Raw genomic sequence first — 16447 nt, 5'->3', positions numbered from 1 at the left:
CGGGAGGCTGCAGCCTCCCCCAAAGGCGCTTAGTGACGGTCGATTGGGCGGAATTTGGGGCACGGAACCGGGGCTCGATCCGCGCTCATTCCAGCATCTCGCCCCCCAATCACTGCATGCTCTTGAGCCTGCTGCGGTGTGCGGCCTGTTTCGCGCGGTTGCCGCAGACCGCCATGATGCACCATCGTCGCGCGCGTCTGCGCGTGTGGTCAGCGAACAGCATGGTGCAGTTGTGCCCCTCGCACGCCTTGACGTTCGAAAAATCCTCGTCGCAAACGAACTTCGCCATGGCCTCGCCAACCGGCAGCAATAGCGCCTCCGGCGATCGCCAGCGCCGCCTCATTCGCAATGCCAGAGCGCCGCCATCGGCATGGCCCGGCTCGATCCGGCTGAACGCTTCGTCGCGCTCCAGCAGGCTGTTCAACGGATCGAGTTCGCGCAATGCATCCGTCGTGAGCGGTCGGCCTGCATGCTTGCGCACGAAGCCCCTGAACCATTCGCGCAAGGCGCGCGCCTGATCCGCAACCTTGTCCAGCTCGTCCGGCGTGGCGCGCGCCGTCAGCGCGTGCAGATCATCCGCGGGCACCAGCTTCGCCTGCGCCAGCCAGTCGATCAGGCCATGACCATCATCGATCCAGTCGACCGGCGTATCGAGCGGCGTCGCCACCGAGTTGAGGAAGTCGAGGCCGAGAGAGTCGGCGATGAACATGGCGGGCGGGCGGTCCATGAGCGGTCCTTGGCCGGTCGGGAGCATGGACTCAGATAACCTGATAGAACGGCGTTGACAAGTTACGGTAAGGAGACGTAACCTCTTAGTAGGCAATTTAGTGGTTACTAAGATGGAGAATGTCATGGCCGCAATCGCGTACCGCACCGCGGATGTCGAGGGCTTCAAGGTGTTCTATCGCGAGGCCGGTCGTGTCGGAGCGCCAAAACTCCTGCTGCTGCACGGCTTCCCCAGCGCAGGCCACATGTTTCGTGACCTCATTCCGCTGCTGGCGGACAGGTTTCATATCGTGGCGCCCGACCTTCCCGGCTTCGGCCAATCCGACATGCCTTCGCGCGAAAGCTTCCGTTACACGTTCGACAATTTCGCGCGCGTGATCGAACGCTTCACCGAAATGATCGGCTTCGACCGTTTCGCGGTCTACGTTTTCGATTACGGCGCGCCGACTGGTTTCCGGCTTGCGCTCAGTCACCCCGAGCGGATCACGGCAATCATCTCACAGAACGGCAACGCCTACGAGGAAGGGCTCAGCGACGACTGGACTCCGCTCAAGACCTATTGGCAGGATCCGTCGCCGGCCAATCGCGACGCGCTACGCGCGCTCCTCACGCCGGAAGCGACGCGCTGGCAGTACACGCATGGCGTCCCCGATCCGATGACCGTGTCACCGGACGGCCAGAACCTCGACAATTTCTACCTTGCGCGCCCGGGCTCGGACGACGTGCAGCTCGACCTGTTCGGCGACTACAAGAGCAACGTCGCGCTCTATCCGGCCTTCCAGGACTATTTCTGCAAGCACACGCCGCCGTTCCTCGCGGTCTGGGGCAAGAACGACCCATTCTTTATTCCGCCCGGCGCCGAAGCGTTCAAGCGCGATAATCCGAACGCCGTGGTGCAGTTCTTTGACACCGGTCATTTCGCGCTGGAGACGCACGCGAAGGAAATCGCGGACAGCATTCGTACCTTCCTGACGTAACGGGGGCTGTCCTCCGCGAAAGTTACGCCGCCAGGCTCTGCTGAGCGCGGAATGCGCTGATCGCCATATGGACGAGATGCAGCTTGCCTTTGACCGCCGGCGATATGTCGAAGGGATATGCATCGCTCATCCCGAGCGAGCGGTTGAGTTCGTTGATGCTGCGAGCAAGCGGCATCCACAGTGCCAGGAGTGCCTCGAAGTCGCTCTCGAGATAGGGATCCGTCAGGGTCTGCCGGGCGCGCTCGTCCAGCGCCAACGGCAAACCTGCGAGCGAGTCGAGCGTCGACACGATATGCAGGAAATGCGCGAACGTTTCCGCCCAATCCTCCCAGGGGTGGGACGTGGCGTACTCGCTGATGAAGCCGCTTCGGTCGTATGAACGATCGGCGCGGCTGTAATAGGAGTTGATCGCGGCCTGATAGTCCTGCGCCTGGTCACCGAAGATCAGCTTGAACGGGGCCTGGAATGTCGTGCCGTCGACGAGCAGGTCCCAATAGAAGTGACCGATCTCGTGCCGGAAATGCCCGAGCAGCGTGCGGTACGGCTCCCGGAACGCCACGCGGCGAGATTCTCGTTCGACATCGTCGGCCTCCGCAAGGTTGAGCGTGATCAGGCCCGAGAGATGCCCCGTCACGATCGGACCGACCTCGTCCGAAAGAATGTCGAAAGCCAATTCTGCGCCGTTGCGCGATGCGAGCGGAAGCTTGAGGCGACTGAGATCATAGAGAAGACGGCGCTTGGCTTCCTCCATAAGGCGCCAGAGCATGATGTTTCTGGTGCTGCCGAGGTTTGGAATTGTGCGCGTGAGGCGGCACGAGCCGCAATACCAGTCCGCGCCCTCGACACACCAGTTGCAGCCGATGATCTCGCGGTTACGGCAAGATTGATGGGATGCAAGCCTAGTCATCTCGATGCGCGAGGAGTCGAACGCCAGCTCAGTGCTGCAATTCGCGCACGCGATGTGCTCGAACGAGACAGGATGGCGGCATGACGGGCACTGAAAGATCTTCACGTGGACTGGCCCCAGACAGACGGCACACCGGAAGGCCGGCCTGTCAATTCGAGGAACTCTTGCACTTCGAGGAACTCTTGCGACCGTCGCTGTTGCCGGCGAGCAACGCACGCTGCGTCCGCAGCGCGTGCTGTCTTAACAAGCCGGCTCGCGTCGCGCTCAACTGGCTCGATTGAGGCTGCGGCTTTTTCTCAAGGACATTTTCGGAAACAGGCCGACCGGCCCACGTCCGCTCGGGCTGAACCGCCATGGGGCCGACGTTTCGTCCGCTTGTCATGCTGTAACAACACCAGATCGTACGCCGAGTTCCCTTCCTCGACCGGCGGGTGATCGAGCTTGGCTTGTGCAGATACGACAATGCCGCCGTCGGCGTGACGGCGGCATTGTCAATTCACCTGCTTGCGGCGAACGGCTTAATTCCGGGGAGCCGTTGCCGCCGCCGAGCGCGCCGACCTGGGCGCGCCGGGTTCGGCAACCGGAGCCGGTGCGCGCGATCGCATGATTGCGGCGTCGATCTCGGCAATCACGCGGCGCTGGATCGCTTCGTTCTTGTCGATCGAGATGTGGCCGACGCCGGAGCCGCGGACGTCGACATTGTCGAGCTTGCCGCGAAAACCGTCCGCGCGCTTCACCGGCTCGCCGGGGCCGTCGCCGATATAGATGTTGATGTAGCGCTCCGCGCCGGTCGACAGCTTGGTCTTGAACACGGAGTCGAGCCCGATCGCGAGTTTCACGGGCACGCCGAGACGGTTGAGCTTGGCGATCATGTCTGGCAGCGCAGTCGCGCCGGAGGAGTGCCCGACCAGTACGATGGTCTTGAGCCGGCCGGCCTTGTAGGCGGTCGCGGCCTCATCCGCGAGCGAGGACCAGGACACGAAATTCGCCACGGTCACCGGGATGCCCTGCGCCTGGAGCCGGGCGCCGATCGTGTCGAGCCCGAGCGAGAAGATGTTGAGCACGCCGCGGAGCAGGTAGACATGCGTGGTCGCGACGGCAGCCTGGCTTGGCGCCGCCGTGGCGGTGGTCGGGCTGATGGCAACAGCTGACAGCAGGAGCAGGCCCATCGCCCAGGCACGGAGGGCGGACAACTGGCTGACGCCAGCGGTGTGACGGCCGTTCGGTCTCATCGATCTTTTCCCTGGGAATATGCTTCGGCCGGAATCGTAGCCATGGCCTGCTCGCAGACGCAACAAAGAGCCGCGTGAACGACGATCTTAGCATCAAGCCGTGACCATCGCGCAACACTTGCCCGAAACCTGCCACGGAAGGAGCTGTTTCGAGGCCATTTTTCTCCCGCTAATTGCAGCCGCGCAAGGGCCTTCCTATGTCAGGGCTCCGCTGACCCGCCCCTCCCGGTAGGTTCCAGCCTCCCCTCCCCAGCCTTAGCCCCTCAGACTTGCGGCCATCATGTCCTCCATCATTTCCGTCGCCAATTTGTCGAAGACCTATGGGTCCGGCTTCAAGGCGCTCAAGAACGTCAATCTTGACATCACGCGCGGCGAAATCTTCGCCTTGCTCGGCCCCAACGGCGCCGGCAAGACCACGCTGATCTCGATCATCTGCGGCATTGCCAATCCGAGCGAAGGCAAGGTCCTCGTCGGCGGCGAGAACATCCAGACCTCCTATCGCAAGGCGCGCTCGCTGATCGGGCTGGTGCCGCAGGAATTGCACACCGATGCCTTCGAGAGCGTGTGGGCGACCGTGAGCTTCTCCCGCGGGCTGTTCGGCAAGCCGAAGAACCCCGATCATATCGAGAAGGTGCTGAAAGACCTCTCGCTGTGGGACAAGAAGGACAGCAAGATCATCACGCTCTCCGGCGGCATGAAGCGTCGCGTGATGATCGCCAAAGCGCTGTCGCACGAGCCGCAGATCCTGTTCCTGGACGAGCCGACCGCCGGGGTCGACGTCGAACTGCGCAAGGGCATGTGGGAGGTGGTGCGCACGCTCCAGCAATCCGGCGTCACCATCATCCTGACCACGCATTACATCGAGGAAGCCGAGGAGATGGCCGACCGCATCGGCGTCATCAACAAGGGCGAGATCGTGCTGATCGAGGACAAGGCCACCTTGATGCAGAAGCTCGGCAAGAAGCGGCTGACGCTGCATCTGCAAGGCAAGCTCGATGCGCTGCCGGAGAGCCTCAGGCATTACGAGCTCGACCTCTGCGACGGCGGCGCGACGCTGGTCTACGACTACGACACCAAGGGCGAGCGCACCGGCATCACCAGCCTGCTCGGCGATCTCCGTACAGCCGGCATCCGCTTCAACGATCTCGACACGACGCAATCGTCGCTCGAGGACATCTTCGTCGATCTCGTGAGGGCGTCATGAACTACCGCGCTGTCCGCGCCATCTACCTGTTCGAAATGGCGCGCACCTGGCGCACGCTGCTGCAAAGCATCGTCTCGCCGGTGGTCTCGACCTCGCTGTATTTCGTGGTGTTCGGCGCCGCGATCGGCTCGCGCATCAGCCAGGTCGAGGGCGTCAGCTACGGCACCTTCATCGTGCCGGGCCTGATCATGCTCTCGGTGCTGACGCAGAGCATCGCCAACGCCTCGTTCGGCATCTACTTCCCGAAATTCACCGGCACGATCTACGAGATCCTGTCGGCGCCGATCTCCTATTTCGAGATCGTGCTCGGCTATGTCGGCGCGGCCGCGACCAAATCGATCATCCTCGGCCTGATCATCCTCGCCACGGCTGGCCTGTTCGTGCCGCTGCACATCCATCATCCGGTCTGGATGCTGGCCTTCCTTGTGCTGACGGCGGTGACGTTCAGCCTGTTCGGCTTCATCATCGGCATCTGGGCCGACGGATTCGAAAAGCTGCAGATGATCCCGATGCTGGTGGTGACGCCGTTGACCTTCCTCGGCGGCAGCTTCTATTCCATCGACATGCTGCCGCCCGCCTGGCGCACGGTGGCGCTGCTCAATCCGGTCGTCTATCTGATCTCCGGCTTCCGCTGGAGCTTCTACGAGATCGCGGACGTCAGCATGGCCGTCAGCATCGGCATGACAACGGCGTTCCTGGTGATCTGCCTGGTCGTGATCTGGTGGATTTTCCGCACGGGATATCGGTTGAAGAACTGATCCGGCCGTCATTCCGGGGGGCACGCGCGCGCCCCGGAATCGCAAGCTCTACCGATAGCAGTGGAAGCGGTTGTATCCGTCGTAATAGCCGCGACACCGACGGTGGCCGCGATGGGGAATGCCGAACACCCCCTCGACCGCGCCGACGGCACCGCCGACACCGGCGCCGACCGCGCCCCCAACCACGCCGCCGACGGGGCCGGCGATCCGGTTGCCTTCGTAAGAACCTTCCTGGGCGCCCCGAACGATGCCTTGGGCATGGCCAGGCTGGGGGACGCAGGACAGCGCGGCCAGAACGGCGGCGCCAGCGAAGAGCACACGGAAAGGCAGACCAGCCGGCCGAGAAGCGGCGGCGACGCAGACTTTGTTCATCTTCATTCCCAAAGGTAAAACCGGCCGCGGAAGCGGCCGGTCGAGGCAGCGATCGTCAACGCCGATGCGGCCAAATGGTTGCGCCCCGGATGGTTGCACCATTGTGATGAATTGTCGGCGTTGTGAACGCATCTCCCGCTCGCGAAAATGTCAGCGCTGCCGCTCGCTTTGCGGCACAAAGCGGCCTTGCTTACGCCGGGCGTCCCGTTAACGATGGCAATAAGGTTTGCTTTGCAGGCCGCTGGAACGAAAGCGCGATTGCAGGCATAATGCACGCCGGGGGACGGAGAGCCGCGGCGCCTAGTATGAACAGGCCGGAGGCCACGAGTCAGATGCGTTCGTTTTTTATTGCTTTCACCTCCCTGATGCTTTTGAGCGCGGGCGCCGCGCAGGCCAAGGTCGACATCACCGTCGACAAGGACAATCAGCAGATGACCGTCGCCGTCGACGGCGTCGCGCGCTACCACTGGCCGGTGTCGACAGGCATCCCCTCGCGGGAGACGCCGAACGGCGCGTTCCGCGCCTTCCGCATGGAAGAGGATCACTATTCCAAGGAATTCGACGACGCGCCGATGCCGCACGCGATCTTCTTCACCAAGGTCGGGCACGCCATCCACGGCACCGACTCGGTCGGCCGGCTCGGCACGCCCGCCTCGCATGGCTGCGTGCGGCTGTCGCGCCAGAATGCCACCACGCTCTACGCGCTGGTGCAGCAGCAGGGCGTGCTCAACACCACGGTAACGCTGACCGGCTCGGCGCAGGTGGCGCTCGCCCGCAATCCGCGTGGCCGCAATCCCACGGCAGTGGCCCGCGCGCCGCAGCCCGCCGAAGAGCAGTACGCCACATCAGGCGATCCCGTGAACCTGACGCCTCAGGCCGCACCTGCCCGCCGCTACATGCCGCAAGACGACAACTACATCTATCCGGCCGACGGCAGCGACACCGGCGCGCGCTACCCCGCGCCGCGCGGCAGCCGCCCGCTCTATGACGCACAGGTCTATCAGCCGCAGCCGCAGCAATACTACAATCAGGGCTACGGCCAGCAGGGCACCTACTATCAGCCGCAGCCCCGGCAGGTTTACCAACCGCGTGGCTATTACTACCAGAACTGACCTATCTGGACGCGGCGTTGCCGCGCCAGCGAATCAGAAAGCCGCTGCCGCGACGGGCGCTTGCCGCAATCGACCGCAGGAAATAACGCCAGCCTTGTGCACGGATTGGGCACCGGCCGACGCAAGGAAGCAACAGTCCACAACCTTCAACGCAGCGGCGTTCCGACCAAATTGACAACCAGGGGGTCGCCCCTATTGTCGTTCCCATTGTTTCTGGGACATGACATGACACGCGAGCAGATTTCGGATTTCTGCGTTACCGCCCTGGCAAATATCCTGCGAATTTCGAGCGACCGCGTCGATATCGGCACGAAATTCAGCCGCCTCGGCCTCGATTCGGCGATGCTGGTCTACCTGATGATGGAACTCGAGGAGAAGCTCGACCTCGAGCTGTCGACGGACGACTTCTACGACCATCCGACCGTTGAGGCGTTGTCGCGGTTTCTCGCCGACAAGCGCGCAATCCGCCCCGCCGCCTGAGGGCGGTTGAAGTCGGCGCAACCCATGGAAACCTTCCGCTCGCTCGTGGCATTGCTGGCCCGGCGTGCGGCGGAGCAGGCCGACGACCGCGCCTATGTCTTCGTCTCCGATCGCGGGACGGAGGACGCTGTCCTCAGCTTTCGACAGCTGCACGATGCCGCGGGCGCGCTCGCGTCGCGACTGACCGTGGCCGCGCGTCCCGGCGATCGCGCCATCCTGGTGTTTCCGCCCGGCATCGAATTCATGGTGGCGTTCTTCGGCTGTCTGATGGCCGGCATCATCGCCGTGCCGATGATGATGCCGCGGCGAAACGGAGCGCGCGATGCCAGCGCCGCGATCCTCGCCAATTGCACGCCGGCGGTGGCGCTGACCAATTCGGCCGTCGCGCTCCGCGGTGATTTGCGGGCACGCTTCGCGCATGAGCACATTCGCTGGATCGAGGTCGATCTCGCCGCGGCCGAAGGTGAGACAATCGAACTACCCGAGCCGGCGCCGGACGACATCGCCTTCCTGCAATACACCTCCGGCTCGACGTCCGCGCCCAAAGGCGTAATGGTGAGCCACGCCAATCTGCTCGCCAATCTCGAGATGATCCGGCTCGCGCTCGGCAACAGCCGGCAATCGACTTACGTCAATTGGGTGCCGCTCTATCACGACATGGGGCTGATCCTGAACGCGCTGCAAGCGCTCTATGTCGGCGCGACCTGCGTACTGATGGCGCCGAACGCGTTCATGCAGCGGCCGCTCGGCTGGCTGCGCGCGATCGCGCGTTATCGCGCGGAAGTGGCATGCAGCCCGAACTTCGGCTTCGATTTCTGCGTCAGCCGCTATCGCGCCGACCAGATGGAAGGCATCGAGCTGTCCTCGCTCAGGATCGCACTGAACGGCGCAGAACCGGTGCATGCGGAAACCATCGAGCGGTTCATCCAGACATTTGCGCCCCACGGCTTCGATCCGCGCGCAATGTATCCCGCCTACGGAATGGCGGAAGCGACGCTCCTGATTTCCGGCGGACGCCGTGGCGGCGGTCATGTCACACGCAGCGTGAGCCGCACGGCGCTGCAGGCGCATGCGGCGCAGGCGCCTTCCGACGCCGAAGATACACAGGTCGCCGTCGGCTGCGGGCGCCCGCTCACCGGCGAACGGATCGCCATCGTGGACGCGGACAACCGCACGCGGCTGCCCGCGGACCGCGTCGGTGAGATATGGGTGAGTGGGGCCAATATTGCCCGCGCCTATTGGCGCAACGACGAGGCGACGCGCGAGGGGCTCAATGCGCAGATTGCCGGCGAAGACGGAGCGTGGCTGCGCACCGGCGACCTCGGCTTCATCGACGTCACAGGCGAATTGTTCGTCACGGGACGGATCAAGGACCTCATCATCATCCGTGGCATCAACCATTATCCGCAGGACGTGGAGCGCACGGTGCAATCGCTCAATGGAGCTTTGCGCGAAAACTGCGGCGCGGCGTTCTCGGTGCCGGACGAGACCGGCGAAGAAATGCTCGTCATCGTCCAGGAAATCGAGCGCACCGCGCGCCACTCGATCGACACCGAAGCGATCAAGGGCCGAATTCGCGAGGCCGTCGCCGACAACCACGAACTCTCCGCGCGTCACATCGCGCTGATCCGGCCCGGCACGCTGCCGAAGACCACCAGCGGCAAGATCCAGCGCAAGCTGGCACGCAAGCTCTGGCTCGATGGCGGGTTCGAACAGCTCGGCTGAGACGATTCAGAAATCGATCTTCGCGCTCTCCCCATCGCGCAGGCTCGCATCGATCCCCTGCTCGATCTTGCGCGCGAGAATTGGGCGATAATGGATGAAGTCGGCAAAATTGGCGCGGTCGCGCGTGAGATCGTTGTCGACGCGATAGCTGATGAAATTGCTGCGCGGTCGGCCCGCGACCACTTTCTTCAGCGCGGCATCGCAGGCGCTGCGCTCCAAGGCGGCTTCCGTACCGGGCTTCGGCACGGTGGTCGCCAAGGTCGGCGGCACGATGATGACGACGGGCACATCGGCCGGCAATGCCCTGACGATATCTGCCAGCGCAGCGATCTCGGGAAATGTCGCCCGCATCTCGGCAGACGAGGCCGGCGCCGGATCCCTGGGCCAGCCGACTTCTTTGAATTGGCCCGGCGGCCAGATGTCCTCGTAGCTGACAAAGCCGTCGGGGTTCATCCTTGGTCGCCGGCCAAGGCCGATGCTGATGCGTTGAAAGGCGTGCTCGATGGCCTGCCAGGAGATCAGGCGTGCAGCGTAAGTGACGACGGTTCTGTCATAGAGCCAGTCGGGGAATGGGACGCCGCCCTCCTCCTTCGCCCGTGCATGCGTGCACCAGCCAGGGTCAGTCACGATCACCAGTGCGCCGACCTCCCGGTGATTCCGCAGGAAGAAGTCCAGCACCGCGAGTTCCTGGCGGGGGAACGCACCGGTCATGTAGAGCTGCACGAATCGCAGGCCGGTTGCGCGCGACAATTCCGCCGGCTCGATCATCTGCGCCGTCGAATTACCCAGGATCGCGGCATTGAAATCCGGATCCCGCGCGCGGCTCGCGGCCGTGATTTTGGTCAGACGATTATCGACGCCGTCGATGCCAAGCAGGCCGAGCTTGCCGCTGTCATAGGGATCGACCGCCACCATCAGTGCGAGCACCAGCAGCGCAGCCCCGATCAGCGTGCCCAGACACGCCAGCAAGCTCCGGCCCCAGCCGGGATCGGTCTCAGAACTTGAAGTAGACGAACTCATGGAGATCCCGACCACCCATGTGAAGCAGCAATGCGAATAGCCCAAGACCGAGCAGACCCGCGAGCCACGGATTGGGACGGCGCGTGAGCACCGCCACGATGTCCTGGCTCGCCGGCAGCAGGAAGGCGAACAGCGGCGCTGCGATTAGCGGCCACAAATGCTTTCCGCGCTCGAGCGGGAGCCGCGAAGCCAGTCCGGCGAAGACATGCCAGGCCGCCTCCACCGATCCTGCACGAAAGATCACGCCGGTCGCGAGCACGAACAGCACGGTAAGCGCCCAGCCGAGCCATGACGGGAACTCCGGGCCATAGCGACGCCACAGCGTGCAGGCGACCAGCGCAAGCCCGTGCAGCACGCCCCACAGCACGAAGGTCCAGCTCGCGCCGTGCCAGAGGCCACACAGCGCCATCGTGATCATCATCGCGCCGAAAAACTGCACCGGCAGCCAGCGCCGCGGCAGCAGGCGCAGATTGACCAGCGGATAAAACACGTAATCGCGCAGGAACAGCATCAGGGTGATGTGCCAGCGCTGCCAGAAATCCTGGATGTTGGTCGAGCGCAGCGGCGCATCGAAATTGTACGGCAGCTGCACGCCGAACAGCAGGCCGAGGCCGATCGCGACGTCGGAATAGCCGGAGAAATCGAACAGGATCTGGAAGGAGAAGCAGAAGGCGAGCCAGGCGTCACCGCCCGCGAGCGGCCCGTTCGCGGCCTGCGCGTAGATGGGATCGAGCAGATGCGCGAGGCCGTCGGCGATCACGATTTTCTCGAACAGGCCGATCGCGATGAAGCAGGTGGCGATGCAGAACTGACGCTGCCAGCCCGGAACGTAGACCTGCCTGCCGAACTGATGCATCACCTCCGACCAGCGCGCCAGGGGGCCGGCGATCGCCTGCGGGAAGAAGGCGATGTAGAGCGCATAGCGGTCGAACGCATAGAGCGGCGCCCTGCCGCGCTTCAGGTCGACCAGATACATGATGTGATGGAAGGTGAAGAAGGAGATGCCGAGCGGCAGCCCGACGTCGAGCACCGGCAGCGTCGTACCGAGCACGAGACCCAGATTAGCGAGAACGAAGTTGGCGTATTTGAACAGGGCCAGCACCGCGAGATCGAGCCCGATCACCAGCGTCAGCAGCGCCGGCCATTTCACGCGCCCATAGGCAACCGAGGCGAGCCAGTTGATCGCGATCGAGCCGATCAGGAGCAGGATGAAGGACGGGCTGCCCCAGGCATAGAAGGCGAGCGACAGCGCGACCTGCACGCCGATACGCAAGCCCGGATAGGGATCGGCCAAGCGATAGATCAGCAGCGCCGCGGGCAGGAAGACCAGGAGAAAGGGATAGTCGTTGAACAGCATCGGTTCACAGCCGCGCCATCGCCGGCGTGAGCCGGCGGATGATGCTCAGCCCGTTTCGAGGTCGGGCGCAGCGTCACCCGGCTGCCGCAGCATGCGTCGCGCAATCTTTTCCTCGCTCGGCACCTTGACGTCCCAGGCCAGTCCCAGCGCTTCCAGCGCCCGGATGAAGACAAAGCCCGGATCGAACTCGAACCAGCGCAAGCCGAAGGCCGCGGAATAGGGAAAGGCGTGGTGGTTGTTGTGCCAGCCCTCGCCCCAGGCAAGCCAGGCCACCACGCCGAGATTGCGGCTGTTGTCGTCGCGGGTGACGAACGGCTGCGCGCCAAAGCTGTGCATGACGGAGTTGATGGCCGACATGGTCTGCTCGACCACGAACATGCGCACCACGCCGCCCCAGAGCAAGCCGGTCAGTGCGCCCCACGGGCTCATGGTGGCGAGGCCGCCGATCGCGGCCGGCAGCACCAGGCCGAGACCGACCCAACTGTAATAGTAGCTGTTGACGGCAACCAGCCTGCGATCCGCCATCAGGTCCGGGACATAGTGCGCAACATTGGGATAATCGTGCGCGATCATCCAGGTCAAATGCGCGTGCAGGAAGCCGCGCAGGCGGCCGAATGCGCCCTCGCCGTGCAGCCGCGGCGAATGCAGATCGCCGTCGTGATCGGACAATTCGTGGTGCCGGCGGTGCATTGCCGCCCAGGACAGCATGGGGCCGCGGCCGGCCATCGATCCCATCACGACCAGGATCGCACTCATCGCCGTGGAGGTCGCGAAGGCGCGGTGGGTGAAGAGCCGGTGATAGCCGACGGTAAGGCCGAGGCCGGTGACCAGCCAGAAGCCGACGGACAGGCCAAGCTCCATCGCGCCGATCGGGCGGTAGAACAGAAGGACCAGCGCCAGCAGCGTGCCGACGAAGGGCAAAACGTCGAAGATCATGAAATGCCGGCGCTGCATCCGGCGAAAATGCCGGCTGCGGATAATTCGATGATCGCGTTGCTGCTGCACGGGCGGGATTCCAGGGCACCGACTATGAGTACATACCCCCGCGGCGGGCGCAACCCAAGCCACCGCCCAAGGTTTCAACAGCCAGGAAAGCCTATACAATAGGACGGACGCGCCAAACGCGTTGAAATATCGCCCCTTTCCCCTTGCCCCATGAGCCACCATGCCGTCACGTGCTGCGACGATCTTGACCGTACTGTCACTTCTCATTGCGGGACCGGCCATGGGATTCGATTCGGCATTTGATTCGGCTTTCGACCTCGAGGCCCATCGCGGCGGGCGGGCACTGCTGCCGGAAAACACGCTTCCGGCCTTCGCCAACGCGCTGTCGATCGGCGTGGACACGCTGGAGCTCGATGTCGGCATCACCGCCGACGGCGAAGTCGTCGTCTCGCATGAGCGCGGGCTCAATCCTGATATCACGCGGGATGCGAGCGGCGCCTACGTCACGCCTCCCGGCACGCCCTTCGTGAAACTGCGGCTCGCCGACGTCAGGACCTATGACGTCGGCCAGATCCGGCCAGACAGCCCTTACGCGAAGCAATTCCCCGACCAGCGCGCCATGCCCGGGACCCGTATTCCGACCTTGAGCGAGCTGTTCGCGCTGGTGCGCAAATCCGGCAATACGCGCGTGCGCTTCAACATCGAGACCAAGATCGATCCGAACCATCCGGACGAGACGCTCGATCCGCAATCTTTCGTCACCAAACTGCTCGGCGTGATCGAAGCCGAGAAATTCTCCGACCGCGTCATGATCCAGTCGTTCGACTGGCGGACCCTGCTGCTCGTCCAGCAGCGGGCACCAAAGATGCCGACGGTGTACCTGACGCTCCAGCGCGGCTCGGGCCAGACGGTGGCGCTGGACAAGGCGACCAATTGGACGGCGGGCTTCAGCCCGGCCGATCACGGCGGGTCGCTGCCGCGGACCATCAAGGCGGCGGGCGGCGCGGTCTGGTCACCCTATTTCGGCGATGTGACCGCGGCACTGATCGCCGAGGCCCATGCGCTCGGGCTGCATGTCGTGGTCTGGACGGTCAACAAACCCGAAGACATGGCGCGCATGATCGAGATCGGCGTCGACGGGATCATCTCCGACAGGCCCGATTTGTTGCGGCAGGTCGCTGGCGAGAAGGCAATCGCGTTGCCCGCGGGGACGCCGGTGGCGGCCGTAGAAGCGGGCCCTACTCCCCGTCCCGCAAGCGCCGGTACAGCGCGCCCAAAATGTTGGAGTAATCGTCGGTCCAGACCCGCACCCGGTCGTCGGCTTCGGTCTGCTCCCATGTTTTCGACGATGCGAGCCTGCCGACGTCGGCATCCTCGCGGGCGGAGATGACGACGTCGGTCGAGAAGATGTAGTCACCATCGCGCCCGGAATCCTCGTTGTAGACCCAGCTCTTGAGATCGTTGGCATCGGCGATACCGACCACGACCGTCTCGAGATCGAGGTGGCGGTTGGAGACGTGCATCACCACGGCGCCGTGCGGAGCGAGCTTGTCCTTGTAGATCTTCATCGCCTCTTCGGTCGCAAGATGGATCGGGATCGCATCCGACGAATAGGCATCGACGATGATGAGATCATAGGCACCGTCCGGCTCCTTCGCGAAGGTGAGGCGGGCATCGCCGATCACCGGCTTCAGGCCCGGCATGCAGCTCGAGATGTAGCGGAAATTCTTCGGATCGCTTGCCGCGTCGACCATGGACTGATCGATCTCGAAGAATGTCCAGCTCTCGCCGGGCTCGGCGGCGCAGGCGAGCGTGCCCGATCCGACGCCGATCGCCGCGACCTTCAGCGGCGCGCCCTTGCGCTCGCGCATCGCGGTCACGGCCTGACCGATGCCGCCGTCCTTGTGATAGTAGGTGATCGGCTCCGGCCGGCCGGTGACCGGCGTGCCGTCATTGTTGAGGAAGCGCTCGGCGCCGTGAATCGTGGTGCCGTGCATCAGCACGTGGAAATAGCCGCCGGGCGTCACCACGATCTTGTGCACGCCGAAGAAGCTGCGCACCGTGGTGACGCGGCCTTCGTCCGCCGGATAAACCCGGATCAACGCCAGCGCGAGCGCGACGGTGGCGAATATCTTCCAGCGGCCGGCGTTGACCGCCAGCGCCAGCAGCGCGGCGAGCACGCCGACGCCGCCGGCCATCCAGACCCGGTGATCCTCGAACCAGGTCGATAGCCCGCCCGTCGTGGTGGACGGCACAACCAGCACGACGGCGAGCGCGGCAAGCGCCAGCCAGTACCATTTGACGATGGCCGCCAGCCGCTCGTTCGCGGGCGGCCGGCACAGCGCGGCAAGCGCAACCAGGATCGGATATTCGGCGATCCAGGAGAATGTGAACGGCGCAAGGAGCCCTGCGAACAGGCCGCCGACCATGCCGCCGAACGATAGCGCGACATAGAATCCGGTGAGATATTTGGCGGCCGGCCGGGTTCGCGCCAATTCGCCGTGGCAGGCCATCGCGATGACGAAGAAGCACAATTGATGACCGCCGAGCGTCAGCAGCAGGTTCTGTTCGCCGCCGAACGCCAGCAGGAAAACGACGCCCGCGATCGCGACCGGCTGGAGCATCAGCATCCATTTGTGCGGCAGTAACGGCCGCGACTGGAACACCACCACCCAGGTCAGGAGATACAGCGACAGCGGCAGCACCCACAGCAGCGGCGCTGCCGCAACATCGGTCGAGATGTGCGCGGTGACGGCGATGAGCAGGCCGGACGGCACTCCGGCGAGGAATATCCAGCGCAGCCGCGTCATGAGACCGGGCGCCGGCGCATTCAAATCCTCGGTTCGCGCATCGACCATGGCCAGTTTCGGCGAGCGCAACAGCAGCACGCCGCAGGCGGCGATCAGGACGATCAGAATGCCGTAACCGCCGGTCCAGAGCCGGTTCTGCGTGTGCAGCGTGAACATCGGCTCCAGCAGGAACGGATAGGACAGCAGGGCGAGGAAGCTGCCGATGTTGGAGGACGCATAGAGGAAATAGGGATCGTGTCCGGCAGGATGCCCGGTGCGGACGAACCAGGCCTGCAGCAACGGATTGTTGGCGGCAAGCGCGAAGAACGGCAGCCCGATCGAGATCACGAACAGACCGAGCAGCCAGATCGCGTAGCCCGAAGCGGGCGGATCGCCATAGGCCGAGGCGATGCCGAGCGGCAACGTGACGAACGCCGTGATCAGCAGCAGGAGATGCACCACCACCGGAACGATGCGGTTCCTCACCTGCATCAACAAATGCGCATAGGCGTAGCCCGACAGCAGCAGCGACTGGAAGAACACCATCGCCACCGACCACACCGCCGGCGAGCCGCCGAGCCGCGGCAGGACCATTTTCGTGAACAGCGGCTGCACCGAGAACAGCAACAGCGCGCTGACGAAGATCGCGGCGGTGTAGACCGTCAGCAGCAGCCGGTTGCGTGACGAGGACGGCTGCTCCGTGGCGGCGGGTTGCACGATCGAATCCATGGAAGCTCCAGCCCCGGCGGGCGCCGGGCGCGCGCAATGGAGCACAAGGCGCCTGAACGGGCAATAAAGGGTCTCGTGATGTTGCAGCGGGGAATGCTTGATATACAGATGTCC

At 64.1% G+C, this 16447-nt stretch carries 14 protein-coding genes and 1 pseudogene; 7 read left to right on the top strand and 8 right to left on the bottom strand.

Going from position 1 to position 16447, the window contains the following annotated elements; translation table 11 throughout:
- Positions 1 to 109: 109 nt before the first annotated feature.
- A complete protein-coding gene (locus tag IVB36_RS37195) occupies positions 110 to 727 on the bottom strand; it encodes an ABATE domain-containing protein (RefSeq protein WP_247295147.1) in 618 nt (205 codons plus the stop codon).
- Between the two features lie 124 nt (positions 728 to 851).
- Here IVB36_RS37195 and IVB36_RS37190 point away from each other — a divergent pair, with 124 nt between their 5' ends.
- Positions 852 to 1703, top strand: coding sequence for an alpha/beta hydrolase (locus IVB36_RS37190; protein ID WP_247294835.1), 852 nt, complete (start codon positions 852 to 854; stop codon positions 1701 to 1703).
- Between the two features lie 22 nt (positions 1704 to 1725).
- On the opposite strand, the gene IVB36_RS37185 is transcribed toward IVB36_RS37190, so the two are convergent.
- On the bottom strand, positions 1726 to 2715 hold the full coding sequence (locus tag IVB36_RS37185) for a putative zinc-binding metallopeptidase (protein WP_204512061.1): 990 nt from the start codon (positions 2713 to 2715) through the stop codon (positions 1726 to 1728).
- Between the two features lie 413 nt (positions 2716 to 3128).
- The gene (locus tag IVB36_RS37180; RefSeq protein WP_247361207.1) at positions 3129 to 3842 is read right to left on the bottom strand and encodes a hypothetical protein; all 714 of its coding nucleotides are present in this window, start codon (positions 3840 to 3842) and stop codon (positions 3129 to 3131) included.
- Positions 3843 to 4122: 280 nt separating this feature from the next.
- Here IVB36_RS37180 and IVB36_RS37175 point away from each other — a divergent pair, with 280 nt between their 5' ends.
- Both IVB36_RS37175 and IVB36_RS37170 read left to right on the top strand, forming a co-directional pair.
- The gene (locus IVB36_RS37175) at positions 4123 to 5046 is read left to right on the top strand and encodes an ABC transporter ATP-binding protein (RefSeq protein WP_018454267.1); all 924 of its coding nucleotides are present in this window, start codon (positions 4123 to 4125) and stop codon (positions 5044 to 5046) included.
- Positions 5043 to 5804 (top strand): ABC transporter permease, encoded by a 762-nt coding sequence (locus tag IVB36_RS37170; protein WP_018454266.1) that lies wholly within the window; start codon positions 5043 to 5045, stop codon positions 5802 to 5804. Before IVB36_RS37175 ends, IVB36_RS37170 begins: the two co-directional genes overlap by 4 nt.
- A 48-nt stretch (positions 5805 to 5852) precedes the next feature.
- On the opposite strand, the gene IVB36_RS37165 is transcribed toward IVB36_RS37170, so the two are convergent.
- Positions 5853 to 6176, bottom strand: coding sequence for a hypothetical protein (locus IVB36_RS37165; RefSeq protein WP_085349135.1), 324 nt, complete (start codon positions 6174 to 6176; stop codon positions 5853 to 5855).
- Between the two features lie 305 nt (positions 6177 to 6481).
- Here IVB36_RS37165 and IVB36_RS37160 point away from each other — a divergent pair, with 305 nt between their 5' ends.
- The 3 genes from IVB36_RS37160 to IVB36_RS37150 are packed head-to-tail and all read left to right on the top strand — an operon-like array spanning position 6482 to position 9493.
- Positions 6482 to 7288 carry a L,D-transpeptidase gene (locus IVB36_RS37160; protein WP_085349071.1) on the top strand — a complete coding sequence of 269 codons (807 nt, stop codon included), beginning with the start codon at positions 6482 to 6484 and terminating at the stop codon, positions 7286 to 7288.
- 60 nt (positions 7289 to 7348) lie between these two features.
- On the top strand, positions 7349 to 7768 hold the full coding sequence (locus IVB36_RS37155; RefSeq protein ID WP_231190427.1) for an acyl carrier protein: 420 nt from the start codon (positions 7349 to 7351) through the stop codon (positions 7766 to 7768).
- Between the two features lie 24 nt (positions 7769 to 7792).
- Positions 7793 to 9493 (top strand): fatty acyl-AMP ligase, encoded by a 1701-nt coding sequence (locus IVB36_RS37150; protein ID WP_247337760.1) that lies wholly within the window; start codon positions 7793 to 7795, stop codon positions 9491 to 9493.
- 6 nt (positions 9494 to 9499) lie between these two features.
- On the opposite strand, the gene IVB36_RS37145 is transcribed toward IVB36_RS37150, so the two are convergent.
- The 3 genes from IVB36_RS37145 to IVB36_RS37135 are packed head-to-tail and all read right to left on the bottom strand — an operon-like array spanning position 9500 to position 12875.
- Entirely contained in the window at positions 9500 to 10462 is a 963-nt protein-coding gene (locus IVB36_RS37145; protein ID WP_018454260.1) for a hypothetical protein, read from the bottom strand.
- A 25-nt stretch (positions 10463 to 10487) separates the two neighbouring features.
- Positions 10488 to 11870, bottom strand: a complete 1383-nt coding sequence (locus tag IVB36_RS37140; RefSeq protein ID WP_247294845.1) for an MBOAT family O-acyltransferase — start codon at positions 11868 to 11870, stop codon at positions 10488 to 10490.
- A gap of 45 nt (positions 11871 to 11915) precedes the next feature.
- Positions 11916 to 12875: a fatty acid desaturase gene (locus tag IVB36_RS37135; RefSeq protein ID WP_247294847.1), complete on the bottom strand. Its 960-nt coding sequence runs from the start codon at positions 12873 to 12875 to the stop codon at positions 11916 to 11918.
- Between the two features lie 160 nt (positions 12876 to 13035).
- On the opposite strand from IVB36_RS37135, the pseudogene IVB36_RS37130 reads away from it, so the two are divergent.
- Positions 13036 to 14034 (top strand): annotated as a pseudogene (locus IVB36_RS37130) (glycerophosphodiester phosphodiesterase); the annotation flags it as partial.
- Between the two features lie 19 nt (positions 14035 to 14053).
- Here IVB36_RS37130 and IVB36_RS37125 read toward each other — a convergent pair.
- Positions 14054 to 16333 carry a fused MFS/spermidine synthase gene (locus tag IVB36_RS37125; RefSeq protein ID WP_247394812.1) on the bottom strand — a complete coding sequence of 760 codons (2280 nt, stop codon included), beginning with the start codon at positions 16331 to 16333 and terminating at the stop codon, positions 14054 to 14056.
- Positions 16334 to 16447: the final 114 nt, after the last annotated feature.

This window comes from Bradyrhizobium sp. 35 (assembly GCF_023073215.1).
In the GTDB taxonomy this organism is placed as follows: Bacteria; Pseudomonadota; Alphaproteobacteria; order Rhizobiales; family Xanthobacteraceae; genus Bradyrhizobium; species Bradyrhizobium canariense_D.
Note: the sequence above shows the minus strand (reverse complement) of the source record. Positions and strands in the feature narration are given on the sequence as shown.